The following is a 12381-nucleotide window of genomic DNA, read 5'->3' as shown; positions in this document are numbered from 1 at the left end:
CCCATGCCCTGTCCCACCCCACTATGGGAGTACGCACCCGTGGCCACCTTCCTGTACAAGCTGGGCCGCACCGCCTTCCGGCGCCGACGGCTCGTCGCCCTCCTCTGGGTGGCGCTCCTCGCGCTCGCCGGGGTCGGCGCCGCCACCGCGCCCGCCGCGACCTCCAGCTCCTTCTCCATCCCCGGCACCGAGGCCCAGCGCGCCTTCGACCTGCTCGAAGAGCGCTTCCCCGGCGCCGGCGCCGACGGCGCCACCGCCCGGATCGTCTTCAAGGCCCCCGACGGCGGCACGATGAACGACGCGGCCCCCAAGGCCGTCGTCGAGGAGACCGTCGCCGCGCTGAAGTCCGGCTCGGACCAGATCGTCTCCGTCACCGACCCGTACGCGGCCCAGGCCGTCTCCCGGGACGGTTCCATCGCCTACGTCTCCGTCGCCTACGAGGTCAACGCGATGGAGCTGACCGACGAGACCCGCGAGGCCCTCACCCAGGCCGGACACGCGGCCCAGGGCAAGGGCCTGACCGTCGAGGTCGGCGGCGACGCCCTCCAGACCATGCCCGAGACCGGCACCGGCGAGATCGTCGGCGTGGTCATCGCCGGCATCGTCCTCGTCGTCACCTTCGGCTCGCTCGTCGCGGCCGGACTGCCGCTGCTCACCGCGATCATCGGCGTCGGCATCGGCGTCTCCACGATCACCGCGCTCGCCGGCGTCCTGGACCTCGGCTCCACCACCTCCACGCTCGCGATGATGATCGGCCTCGCCGTCGGCATCGACTACGCCCTCTTCATCGTCTCCCGCTACCGGTCCGAACTGGCCGACGGGCGGAGCAAGGAGGAGGCCGCCGGCCGCGCCACCGGCACCGCCGGATCGGCCGTCGTCTTCGCCGGCCTCACCGTCGTCATCGCCCTCGTCGGCCTCGCCGTCGTCAACATCCCGATGCTGACGAAGATGGGCTTCGCCGCCGCCGGCACCGTGGTCATCGCCGTCCTGATCGCCCTCACCCTGATCCCGGCGCTGCTCGGCTTCGCCGGCGACAAGGTCGTCGGCCGCAAGCAGCGCAAGGGCACCGGGGCCCCCGAAGAGACCGCGAAGGCCGCGAAGCCGAACGCCGGCACCCGCTGGGCCCGCTTCGTCATCCGCCGCCCCGTCTTCGTCCTGCTCGCCGGCGTCCTCGGCCTCGGCGCCATCGCGATCCCGGCCGCCTCGCTGGAGATGGGCCTGCCCGACGACGGCGTGAAGCCGGTCTCCGCGACCGAGCGCCGCGCCTACGACCTGCTGTCCGACGGCTTCGGCCCCGGCTTCAACGGCCCCCTGCTCGTCGTCGTCGACGGCGACAGGGCCGCCGCCGACAAGACCGTCGCCACCATCAAGGGCCTCGACGGCATCGCCGCCGTCACCCCGGCCACGCCCAACAAGGCCGGCGACGCCGCCATGATCACGGTGATCCCGAAGGACCGTCCGTCCTCCGGCGCCACCGAGACCGTGGTCCACGACATCCGCGACGCCACCGGCGACGACGTCCTCGTCACCGGCGCCACCGCGATGAACATCGACTTCTCGCAGAAGATGAACGACGCCCTGGTGCCCTACCTGGCCCTCGTCGTCGGCCTCGCCTTCGTCCTGCTGACCGTGGTCTTCCGCTCGGTCCTGGTGCCGCTCAAGGCCGCCCTCGGCTTCCTGCTCTCGGTGGTCGCCGCGCTCGGCGCCGTCGTCGCGGTCTTCCAGTGGGGCTGGCTGGGCAGCCTGTTCGGCGTCGAGCAGACCGGCCCGATCATGTCGATGATGCCGATCTTCATGGTCGGCGTGGTCTTCGGCCTCGCGATGGACTACGAGGTCTTCCTCGTCACCCGGATGCGCGAGGCGTACGTCCACGGCGAGCGGCCCGGCGAGGCGATCGTGACCGGCTTCCGGCACAGCGCCCGGGTGGTCACCGCCGCCGCGGTGATCATGATCGCGGTCTTCTCCGGCTTCATCGGCATGAGCGACCAGATGATCAAGATGATCGGCTTCGGCCTCGCCGTCGCCGTCCTCTTCGACGCCTTCGTCGTCCGCATGGCGATCGTCCCCGCCGTCCTCGCGCTCCTCGGCCACAAGGCCTGGTGGCTGCCGAAGTGGCTGGACCGGGCGCTGCCCAACGTGGACGTCGAGGGCGAGGGGCTGGCTGCCCGGGACGCCGGGGCGGACCGGAAGCCGGACCTCGTGAAGGCGTGACACCCCCGTAGTCCCCGGGGCGGCCCCTGAGCGGGGGGCGCGCCCCGGACCGCGCCGGGACCTGTGGGGACGGGGAGCCGACGCGGCCGTACGCCGTCAGCGCGTCGTGAGCGACGACGCGCCGGCGGCGTACGTGTGCTCCAGGAACCGCGTGAGCGCGGTGCTGTCGAACTGGACGACGGAGACCGTGTCCGCGCCGTGGAACTCGACCACCGTCTGCACCCGCCCGCACGGCCACACCGCGATGTCGCCGCGGTGCGCGGGCTCCCGCAGCCCGTCCTCCAGGAGGGCGCGGGGGAAGGACCACTCCACGCCGCCGGGGAGGACGAAGCGGACGGTCGCGGGAGAGAAGCCGGGGTCGTAGCGGAGGGCGACGGGGACGGCCCGGGAGACCGGCGCGTCACTGATCAGGCGGCCTCGGGCGTGGTCCTCGACGGCGCGCATCGGAGGGCTCCTCAGCTGTAGCAGGTTGATTTGCTCCTTGATGTCGCATTCTTCCCCGATGTTGCCGGGCTCACTCCCGACGTGTCCGGCCTCACATCGCCATCTTGTGATCCGGGCGCTCTTGCAAGTCTTTTGCAGCTGCGCTCATCATTCGGTACGTGCATGTACCCGACGGATTCATCAACGCCCCCGTGTCCGCCGCCGCCGGCGTCGTCGCCGCGGCCGCCGTCGCCGTGAGCCTGCGCGGCGCGCGCAAGGAGCTCGGGGGCACCTCCCGGGCCGAAGACCTCGGGGGAGAGCGGGTCGCCCCGCTCGCGGGCCTGGTCGCGGCCTTCGTCTTCGCCGTCCAGATGCTCAACTTCCCGGTCGCCGCCGGCACCAGCGGCCACCTCCTCGGCGGCGCCCTCGCCGCGATCCTCGTCGGACCCTGGACCGGCGTGCTGTGCATCGCCGTCGTCCTCCTCATGCAGGGCGTCCTCTTCGCCGACGGCGGCCTCACCGCCCTCGGCGTCAACATCACCGTCATGGGCGTGGTGACCGTCGTCACCGCCCACTTCCTCTTCCGCGGCCTGCGGCTCGTGCTGCCCCGCACCCGGGGCGGCGTCACCGCCGCGACCTTCGTCGCCGCGCTCGTCTCCGTACCGGCCTCGGCCGCCGCCTTCACCCTGATCTACGCCATCGGCGGCACCACGGACGTGCCGATCGGCAAGGTCCTCACCGCCATGCTCGGCGTCCACGTCCTCATCGGCATCGGCGAGGCCGTCATCACCGCCCTCACCGTCGGCGCCGTCCTCGCCGTCCGCCCCGACCTCGTCCACGGCGCCCGCGGCCTCACCGCCCCGCTGAAACTCCGGGTCGACGGCGAGCTGGTCGACGCGGCGCCGGCCGCCGAGCCGGACCCGGCGCCCGCGGCCTCCCCGAGGAAGGTGTGGATCGGCGGTGTCGTCACCGCCCTCGTCCTCGCCGGCGTCGTCTCCTTCTACGCCTCCGAAAGCCCCGACGGCCTGGAGAAGGTCGCCGCCGACCAGGGCATCGACGCCAAGGCCGAGGAGCACGAGCACGCCACCGCCGGCTCCCCGCTCGCCGACTACGAGATCGCGGGCATCGAGATCAAGCGGATCTCCGGCGGCCTCGCCGGCGTCATCGGCGTCGGCGCCACCCTGGCCGTCGGCACCGGCGCCTTCTGGGCGGTCCGCCGCCGCAGGAACACGGCCGACACCGGCGCCCGGGTCTGACGATGGGAGCGGGGCACGCGCACAAGCTGTACCGGCGGGGGGACTCGCCGGTGCACGGCCTGCCCCCGCACACCAAACTCGTCGCCGTCCTCGGCTTCGTCCTGGTCGTCGTCACCACGCCCCGCGAGGCCGTCTGGGCCTTCGCGCTCTACGCGGCGCTGCTCGGCACGGTCGCCGCGATCGCCCGCGTCCCGGCCGGCTTCCTGCTCCGCCGGCTCGTCATCGAGGTCCCCTTCGTCGCCTTCGCCCTGCTCATGCCCTTCGTGGTGCCCGGCGAGCAGACGGTCCTCCTCGGCGTCTCCCTGAGCGTCCCCGGCCTCTGGGGCGCCTGGAACATCCTCGCCAAGGGCACCCTCGGCGTCGCCGCCTCCGTGCTCCTCGCCTCCACCACCGAGCTGCGCGCCCTGATCCTCGGCCTCCAGCGCCTCCGCCTGCCGTCCCTGCTCGTCCAGATCGCCTCGTTCATGCTCCGGTACGGGGACGTCATCACCGACGAGATGCGGCGGATGTCCGTCGCCCGCCGCTCCCGCGGCTTCGAGGCGTCCGGCGTCCGCCACTGGGGCGTCCTCGCCAAGTCCGCGGGCGCCCTCTTCATCCGCTCGTACGAGCGCGGCGAGCGCGTCCACCTCGCCATGGTCAGCCGCGGCTACACCGGCGCCATGCCCGTCCTCGACGAGCGCCCGGCCACCCGCGCCCAGTGGGCGGCGGCCCTCGCGCCGCCGCTCGCCGCCCTCCCGATCAGCCTCCTCGCCCTCCTGGGATGACCACCATGACCACCACCGGCCCCACCCCGGCCCCCTCCCTCGACGTGCGCGGCCTCGCCTACGCCTACCCCGACGGCCACCAGGCCCTCTTCGGCGTGAACCTGACCATCGGGCGGGGCGAGCGGGTCGCCCTCCTCGGCCCCAACGGCGCCGGCAAGACCACGCTCGTCCTCCACCTCAACGGCATCCTCGCGGCCGGCGCGGGCAGCGTCACCGTCGCCGGACTGCCGGTCGGCAAGAAGCACATGGCGGAGATCCGCCGGAAGGTCGGCATCGTCTTCCAGGACCCCGACGACCAGCTCTTCATGCCGACCGTCCGCGAGGACGTGGCCTTCGGCCCCGCCACGGCCGGTCTGCGCGGCGCCGAGCTGGACGCGGTCGTGGAGAAGGCGCTCGCCCGGGTCGGCATGGCCGAGTACGCCGACCGGCCCCCGCACCACCTCTCCTTCGGCCAGCGGCGCCGGGTCGCCGTCGCGACCGTCCTCGCCACCGAGCCGGAGATCCTCGTCCTCGACGAGCCGTCCTCCAACCTGGACCCGGCCTCCCGCCGCGAACTCGCCGACGTGCTGCGCGCGCTGGACGTCACCGTCCTCATGGTCACCCACGACCTGCCGTACGCCCTGGAGCTCTGCCCGCGCTCGCTCGTCCTCAGCGAGGGCGTGATCGCCGCCGACGGCCCGACCCGCGAGATCCTCTCCGACGAGGAGCTCATGCGCCGCCACCGCCTCGAACTGCCCTTCGGATTCGTGCCGGGTTCCGTCGCCTGAGACGATGGGGCCCGGTTCGTACGGAAGGATGAAAGTGGATCAGGTGGACGCCCAGGTCCAGGGCACGGTGGCACCCGGCTGGGAGCCGGTCCGGGACGCGTTCCTGCGCAACTTCGAGCAGCGCGGCGAGAAGGGCGCGGCCGTCGCCGTCCACCGCGACGGCGTGAAGGTCGTCGACCTGTGGGCGGGCACGAAGGACGCCGACGGCACCGCCCCCTGGACGGAGGGCACCGCCCAGGTCGTCCGCTCGGCCACCAAGGGCGTCGCCGCCGCCGTCCCGCTCCTCCTCCACCAGCGCGGCCGGATCGACCTGGACGCCCCGGTGGCCACGTACTGGCCCGGGTTCAAGGCGGCCGGCAAGGACCGGGTGACGGTACGGCAGCTCCTCGCCCACCAGGCCGGCGTCCCCGTCCTCGACCGCCCCCTCACCCTCGCCGAGGCCACCGACCTGGAGGCGTCCACCGCCGCGATCGCCGCCCAGGCCCCGGCCTGGGAGCCCGGCACCGCCCACGGCTACCACGCCCACACCTTCAGCTGGCTGCTCTCCGGCCTGGTCCACCGCGTCACCGGCCGCACCATCGGCCGCTGGGTCGCGGAGGAGCTGGCCGCCCCCCTCGGCCTGGACCTCTGGATCGGCCTCCCGGCCACCGAGGAGCACCGCGTCGGCCGCCTGGCCCCGGTCGACGCCCCCGAGGACACCGGCGCCCTCCGCCTCCGCCCCAAGCGCTCGGTCACCGAGGCGTGGCAGGACCCCGGCTCCCTCACCCGCCGCGCCTTCGAGGTCATCACCCCGAAGCCCGACGAGAACGCCCCCGCCTACCGCGCCGCCGAACTCCCCGGCTCGGCCGGAGTGGCCACCGCCCGCGCCCTCTCCCGCTTCTACGCCGCCGCCCTCGGCCCGCTGCCCGACGGCACCCCCCGCCTCCTCGCCCCCGCGACCCTCGCCCTGGCCCGCACCGAGGAGTCCGCCGGCACGGACCGCGTCCTCCTCGTCGGCACCCGCTTCGGCCTCGGCCACATGCTCCACGGCCCCGCCTCGCCGCTCCTCGGTCCCACCTCCTTCGGCCACCCCGGCCGCGGCGGCTCCCTCGCCTTCGCCGACCCGGAGTCCGGCACCGCCTTCGCCTACGTCACCAACGGCATGCGGAAGACGGTCACCTCGGACCCGCGCGCCCAGGCCCTGGTGAGAGCGGTCAAGTCCCTGCTCTGATGGGGCGCATGAACCGCTTCGAAGGACAGACGGCCCTGATCACCGGCGCGGGCAGCGGCATCGGCGCGGCGACCGCCCGCCGCCTGGCGGCGGAAGGCGCCCGCGTCCTGGTCACGGACATCGACGAGGAGGCCGCCCGCGAGGTGGCGGCCGGCCTCCCGCACGCCACCGCGCACCACCTCGACATCACCGACCGCGAGGCGGCCGACCGCCTGATCGGCGGCCTCCCCGCCCTCCACGTCCTCGTCAACAACGCCTTCGTCCCCTTCGTCGACGACCCCGACGAGAACTGGCGCCGCCAGCTCGACGGCACCCTCCTGGGCGCGGTCCACTGCTCCCGGGCCGCCCTCCCGCACCTGACGGCCACCCGGGGCGCGGTCGTCACCATCGGCTCGGTCAACGCGGAGGCCGACTTCGGCGACCACGCCTACAGCGCGGCGAAGGCCGCCCTGGGCTCCTACACCCGCACCCTGGCCGGCGAGGCCGCCCCGCTCGGCGTCCGCGTCAACCAGATCAACCCCGGCACCGTCGCCACCCCCTCCTGGGCGGGCCGCGAACCCGCCCTCAAGGCCCTGGGCACCCGCGCCTACCCCCTCGGCCGCGTCGGCACCCCCGAGGACATCGCCGCCGCCGTCGCCTTCCTCGCCTCCCCCGACGCCGCCTGGATCACCGGCACCACCCTCCGCGTCGACGGCGGCCTCATGGCGGTGAACAGGCACTTCCGGGAGATCCTGGGCGACTGAGGGCCGCCCCGGAGAATTTTCCGGCCGGGGCGCAACCTCGGGAGGCGTCGCACGTCTGGTGGGTTGAAGGCGCCCTTCAGACCCTGTTCCCTCGTCTCCTCGGGAGAGCCCCATGTCCACCGCATCCACGCGTCGCCCCCGGATCCTCGGTGCCGTCGGCGCCGTCGCCCTCCTCCTCGGCGGCGCCTTCACCGCCCAGGCCGTCGCCGACCAGGGCCCGGCGCCCGCCCCGGCCGCGCCGAAGGCCACGGTGCCGGACGAGGCCCCGGCCCCGGCCCCGGTTCCGGACCGGGCCTCCGCGCCCGCGCCGGACCGGGCCTCCACCCCGGCTCCCGCCCCGGTCCCGGACCGGCCTTCCGTGCCCGCTCCCGCCCCGGCTCCGGACCGGGCCTCCGTCCCCGCGCCGGCCCCGGTTCCGGACCGGGCCTCCACCCCGGCGCCCGCTCCGGTTCCGGACCGGGCCTCCACCCCGGCGCCCGCTCCGGTCCCGGACCGGCCTTCCGTGCCCGCTCCCGCTCCGGTCCCGGACCGGGCCTCCGTGCCCGCTCCGGCGGCTCCGGAGGAAGCGCCCCGGGTGGTCCACCCCGGCGCCGGCACCACGAAGTAGCGTCAGGCAAGGGGAGGGGCGGGCCGATCGCCGGCCCCTCCCCGCCGGCCCCCCGGAACGAGGCCCATGCAGTACGCGATATCCGCGGCACCGCCGTCGTGGTGGTCCCGCCTCCTCGCCCGCGTGTCGCGCGCCGAGGACGCCCACGTGACCCGGGGGCGCCACCCGCGCGCGCTGCCGGCGTGGCACGACGAGGGGCGACCGCCCTCCCTGACCGACCTGTACCGGGCCCGGCGGCTCGACATGGTGCGGCTCGCGCTGTTCCTGGTCGACGACCTGCACACGGCCGAGGACGTCGTCCAGGACGCCTTCGCCGCGGTCTGCCGCGCGTACGGCACCTCGCTCGCCGGCCTCCAGGACCCCGGCGCCTACCTGCACACCGCCGTCGTCAACGCGGCCCGCTCCGTCCTGCGCCGCCGCCGCACCGCCCGCGCGTACACCCCGCCCCACCAGGCAGCGGGCCCGCCCGTCGACGAGGCCCTCCTGCTCGCCGAGGAACACCGCGACGTCCTCGCCGCCCTGGCCGGACTCACCCACCGCCAGCGCGAGGTGCTCGTCCTCCGCTACTGGTCCGAGCTCACCGAAGCCCAGATCGCCGACACCCTCGGCCTCTCCCGGGGCACCGTCAAATCGACCGCCAGCCGAGCCCTCGACGCCCTGGAGAAGAAACTGGAGGCGTCCCGATGACCCCACCCCACGGCGGCACCCCCGGCGGAACCCCCGGCGGCACTCCCGCCGGCCCGACGCGCACCGAAGCCCGCCTCCGCGCCGCCCTCGTCGCCCGCGCCGCGCTCCTCGGCCCCCACGACCTCCGTCCCGCCGCCCCGCCCGAGGGCCGCGCCTGGGGCGTCCGCCGGGTCTACGGCACCGTCCTCGCCGCCGTCGCGGCCGCGGCCGCCGTCGTGGTCCTGGCCCTGCTCCCCACCGGCACCGCGCCGACTCCCGCCCCGCCCGCCCACCCCCCGACCCGCAGCGACCCCGCGCCCTCGCCGCCGCCCGCCACTCCGACGCCCGGCCCCTCGGCCCCGTCGGCCCCGTCCGCCCCGTCGACCCCGTCGGTCGCGGACCCCCCGCCGTGACGCCGGGTGCCCGCGGACGGGGGCTCAGGCCGTGTGCAGCATCAGGCCGATGCCGATGACCATCAGGCCGGCCGCGGCGATCCTCGGGCCGCCGAAGCGTTCCTTGAAGAGGAGGGCGCCGATGGCGGCACCGACGATGATGGAGGACTCGCGCAGGGCGGCGACGGGGGCCAGCGGGGCCCGGGTCTGGGCCCAGAGGACGAGGGCGTAGGCGGCGACGGAGAGGGCCGCGCCGAGCAGGCCCCGGGCGGCGTGGGGGCGGAGGGCCGGGAGGAGGGCGCGGCGGCGGACCGCCAGGGCGTACGCCGGGATGCACAGCCCCTCCAGGACCATCAGCCAGGCGATGTAGCCGAGCGCGGTGCCGGAGGCGCGGACGCCGACGCCGTCGACGACCGTGTACAGGGCGATGGACAGGCCGGTGGCGAGGGCCGCGAGCAGGGCCGGCCGGTGCGCGCCCTTCCCCCGGACGCCCCACAGCGCCAGGCCCGTCAGGCCCGCGCACGCCACCGCCACGCCCGTGAGCTGCCGCCCGTCCGGCACCTCGCCGACGAAGACCGCCGCGAGGGCCGTCACGACCAGCGGCGCCGTACCGCGCGCGATCGGGTACGCCTGCCCGAAGTCGCCGAGCGTGAAGGACTTCATGAGGAGGAGGTAGTACGCGACGTGCAGGGCGGCCGAGGCGAGCAGGTACGGCCAGGCGCCCGCCGCCGGGAGGGGGACGAAGGGGACCAGCGCCAGGCCGATCAGCGCCCCGCCGCCGGAGATGAGCGTGAAGGAGACGAGCTGGTCGCGGATGTGGTGGGCCAGGGCGTTCCACGAGGCGTGCGTGACCGCCGCGATCAGCACCGCACCCGCGACCAGCGGCGTCACGCCGCGTGCTCGCGCACGTCCACGACGGTCGCGCCCGCGTGGGCGACCAGTTCCTTCGGGGGCAGGGCGAAGACGGAGTGCGGGGTGCCGGCCGCCGCCCACACCAGGGCGTGGCCGAGCAGGCCCTCGTCGGCCAGCACGCGGGTCCGGGTGAGGTGCCCGAAGGGCGGGACGCCCCCGATCGCGTACCCGGTCGTCTCCCGGACCACCCGCGCGTCCGCCCGCGTGACCTCCCCGGCGCCCAGCGCCTCCCTCACCCGCTCGACGTCCACCCGCGAGGCCCCGTCCATCAGCACCAGCACCGGCACCCCGTCGGCCGCGAAGATCAGCGACTTCACGATCTCGGAGACCGCGCAGCCGATCGCGTCGGCGGCCTGCTGCGCGGTGCGGGTCTCGTCCGGGAAGCGGCGGACCTCGACGTCGAGGCCGAGCTCGGCGAGCGCGGCGGCGAAGCGGGGGTGGGCGGCGGCGGAGGAGGTGGCGGCGTCAGGAGCGTCGGTCGTCATGCCCCGCACCGTAGCGGTACGTGTACGAGGCACGCGACGCCTTTCCGGTACCCGGACCGCACGCCACCCGGACCCCACGGGCCCCGACCCCGACCCCACGGGCCCCGACCGGGTCGGCCCGGACCCCGCCGCCCCGCGTTCCCCGGTCAGCCCGCCTTCAGCACCGCCGCCACCACCGGGCCCGCCGCGTCGCTGCCGTGGCCGCCCGCCTCGACGACGGCCGCCGCGGCGAGGTCGCCGGAGTAGCCGGTGAACCAGCTGTTGGACGTCTGCCCCTCGACCTCCGCCGAACCCGTCTTCGCGCCCTTGGGCCATGGGACGCCCGCCATGGCCTTGACGGCGGTCCCGCGCGGTGCGGTGGCCGCCGCGTTCATCATCTTCTGCAGTCCGAGGGTCACCTCGCCCGGCAGCCGCTCGGCCTCCGCGAACTTCCGGCCGTCCGCGTCCTCCGGTATCAGGTACGGCTGGCGGAAGCCGCCGTTCTTCACGGTCGCGGACACCGACGCCATGTTGAGCGCGTTCATGGTGATCCGGCCCTGCCCGATGTACGAGGCCGCCGTCTCGGACCCGCTGGACTCGGGCACGGACCCGTCCTCGGTCTGCACGCCGACCGACCACACCTCGCCGATCCCGAACCACTTGCGGGCGGTGTCGCCGAGTGCGGTGTTGTGGACGCCCTTGTCCTTCAGCGGGGGGATCGCCTTGATGAAGGCGGTGTTGCAGGACATCGCGAAGGCGTTGGTGAGATCGCCCTTGGTGGAGAAGCCGCTGAGGTTCTCGAAGCGGGTCCCGTCCCACAGCACGGAGGGCGGACACTCCACCGGCGTCCCCGGCCCGGCCACCCCGTACCGCATCATCATCGCCGCGGTCACGATCTTCATCGTGGAGCCGGGCGCCTGCCTCCCCTGGAACGCCGTGTTGAAGCCGGACGCCGGGTTGTTGGCGACCGCCCGGACCGCGCCCGTCGACGGCTCGACCGCCGCCACCGCCGCCTTCGGGAACTCCTTCACGGCCTTCTCGGCCGCCGCCTGCACGCCCGCGTCGATCGTCGTCCGCAGCTCGCCGGGCTTGCCCGCCGACAGCACCAGGAGCGTGCTGGTCGGCGTGCCGTTCGCGTTCTCGATCCAGGTCTCGATCCCCGCCTCGCCGCCGGCCTTCCCGCCGTACCGCTGCCGCAGCGCGTCCAGGACGGGCACCAGCGACGGGTACTTCTCGGGCGGCAGCGCGACGCCCTCGTGGTCGAGCGCCTTCACCGGCGGCGTCTTCGCGGTGCCGGTCCGCAGGGTGGCGCCGGCGGTCAGCTTCGGGTGCAGCACGGCGGGCGTCCAGCGCACCAGCGGCCGGCCGGTGGACTCGCCGCGCACGACGCTGAGCTTCGACTCGTACGTCCACGGCTTCGACACCCCGTCGTACGTCACGGTCGCCTCGACCGTGAACGGCACGACCGCCCCCGTCGGCGTCCCCGGCGTGATCCTCGCCTCCGAGACCCCGGCCCCCTCCCGGTACGAGGCGACCGCCGGGCCCGCCGTCACCGGGTCGTTCGTCAGCTGACCGGCCCGGTCGGCCTCCCCGGCCGCCCAGGCGGCGAGGAAGTCCCGCGCGGTGGTGGTGACCTCGTCGGCGCTCAGGGGCCCCGTCCTCGGCGCCGACCGCGTCCCGACGTCCGGCGACGCGCCGCCCGTCACCCCGTTCCAGAGGTTGTACCCCCCGTACGCCACCCCGCCGGCGACGACCACGAACACGCCTCCGACGATCCCGACCTTCGCTCCACTGCGCATGACTGGATTCCCCTCCCCGTGTGGACCATCGAGTCAAGCAGCCGCCACCGACACCTGTCGAGAACGGTAGGCCACACCCGTCACATTCGCCGCAGAAGACGTTCCCTGGTGCGAAGCGCCCGTGAAGGCGCGGGAAGCCCCCGTCCCACCGGTGGTGCCTGCCGGGT

The 12381-nt window shown here is 74.9% G+C and carries 13 protein-coding genes; 9 read left to right on the top strand and 4 right to left on the bottom strand.

Annotated features, from left to right (window positions below):
- The first annotated feature begins 39 nt into the window (after nucleotides 1–39).
- Nucleotides 40–2211 (top strand): MMPL family transporter, encoded by a 2172-nt coding sequence (locus tag ACF1ED_RS22810; RefSeq protein WP_391763212.1) that lies wholly within the window; start codon nucleotides 40–42, stop codon nucleotides 2209–2211.
- A 96-nt stretch (nucleotides 2212–2307) separates the two neighbouring features.
- Here the strand turns inward: ACF1ED_RS22810 and ACF1ED_RS22805 are convergent, their stop codons facing one another.
- Nucleotides 2308–2655 (bottom strand): SsgA family sporulation/cell division regulator, encoded by a 348-nt coding sequence (locus ACF1ED_RS22805; RefSeq protein WP_391763210.1) that lies wholly within the window; start codon nucleotides 2653–2655, stop codon nucleotides 2308–2310.
- A gap of 158 nt (nucleotides 2656–2813) precedes the next feature.
- Here ACF1ED_RS22805 and ACF1ED_RS22800 point away from each other — a divergent pair, with 158 nt between their 5' ends.
- From ACF1ED_RS22800 to ACF1ED_RS22765, 8 genes are all read left to right on the top strand, one after another.
- Entirely contained in the window at nucleotides 2814–3890 is a 1077-nt protein-coding gene (locus ACF1ED_RS22800) for an energy-coupling factor ABC transporter permease (protein WP_391763208.1), read from the top strand.
- A 2-nt stretch (nucleotides 3891–3892) separates the two neighbouring features.
- Complete coding sequence (cbiQ, locus tag ACF1ED_RS22795; protein ID WP_391763206.1) at nucleotides 3893–4654, top strand: cobalt ECF transporter T component CbiQ; 762 nt, start codon at nucleotides 3893–3895, stop codon at nucleotides 4652–4654.
- Between the two features lie 5 nt (nucleotides 4655–4659).
- Complete coding sequence (locus ACF1ED_RS22790) at nucleotides 4660–5421, top strand: energy-coupling factor ABC transporter ATP-binding protein (RefSeq protein WP_391763204.1); 762 nt, start codon at nucleotides 4660–4662, stop codon at nucleotides 5419–5421.
- Between the two features lie 43 nt (nucleotides 5422–5464).
- Nucleotides 5465–6631: a serine hydrolase domain-containing protein gene (locus ACF1ED_RS22785; protein ID WP_391763514.1), complete on the top strand. Its 1167-nt coding sequence runs from the start codon at nucleotides 5465–5467 to the stop codon at nucleotides 6629–6631.
- 8 nt (nucleotides 6632–6639) lie between these two features.
- Nucleotides 6640–7374: an SDR family NAD(P)-dependent oxidoreductase gene (locus tag ACF1ED_RS22780; protein ID WP_391763202.1), complete on the top strand. Its 735-nt coding sequence runs from the start codon at nucleotides 6640–6642 to the stop codon at nucleotides 7372–7374.
- Nucleotides 7375–7486: 112 nt separating this feature from the next.
- On the top strand, nucleotides 7487–7981 hold the full coding sequence (locus ACF1ED_RS22775) for a hypothetical protein (protein WP_391763200.1): 495 nt from the start codon (nucleotides 7487–7489) through the stop codon (nucleotides 7979–7981).
- 66 nt (nucleotides 7982–8047) lie between these two features.
- A complete protein-coding gene (locus tag ACF1ED_RS22770) occupies nucleotides 8048–8668 on the top strand; it encodes an RNA polymerase sigma factor (protein ID WP_391763198.1) in 621 nt (206 codons plus the stop codon).
- Nucleotides 8665–9060, top strand: a complete 396-nt coding sequence (locus ACF1ED_RS22765; RefSeq protein ID WP_391763196.1) for a hypothetical protein — start codon at nucleotides 8665–8667, stop codon at nucleotides 9058–9060. Before ACF1ED_RS22770 ends, ACF1ED_RS22765 begins: the two co-directional genes overlap by 4 nt.
- Nucleotides 9061–9084: 24 nt before the next feature.
- On the opposite strand, the gene ACF1ED_RS22760 is transcribed toward ACF1ED_RS22765, so the two are convergent.
- From ACF1ED_RS22760 to ACF1ED_RS22750, 3 genes are all read right to left on the bottom strand, one after another.
- Nucleotides 9085–9930 carry an EamA family transporter gene (locus ACF1ED_RS22760; RefSeq protein WP_391763194.1) on the bottom strand — a complete coding sequence of 282 codons (846 nt, stop codon included), beginning with the start codon at nucleotides 9928–9930 and terminating at the stop codon, nucleotides 9085–9087.
- Nucleotides 9927–10436 (bottom strand): YbaK/EbsC family protein, encoded by a 510-nt coding sequence (locus tag ACF1ED_RS22755; protein WP_391763192.1) that lies wholly within the window; start codon nucleotides 10434–10436, stop codon nucleotides 9927–9929. The genes ACF1ED_RS22760 and ACF1ED_RS22755 overlap by 4 nt, the downstream gene beginning before the upstream one ends.
- A 146-nt stretch (nucleotides 10437–10582) precedes the next feature.
- Complete coding sequence (locus ACF1ED_RS22750; protein WP_391763190.1) at nucleotides 10583–12214, bottom strand: penicillin-binding transpeptidase domain-containing protein; 1632 nt, start codon at nucleotides 12212–12214, stop codon at nucleotides 10583–10585.
- Nucleotides 12215–12381: the final 167 nt, after the last annotated feature.

Source organism: Streptomyces sp. NPDC014656, assembly GCF_043084305.1.
In the GTDB taxonomy this organism is placed as follows: domain Bacteria; phylum Actinomycetota; class Actinomycetes; order Streptomycetales; family Streptomycetaceae; genus Streptomyces.
The sequence above is the reverse complement of the archived record's forward strand: the minus strand, read 5'-3'. Positions and strand labels throughout refer to the sequence as shown.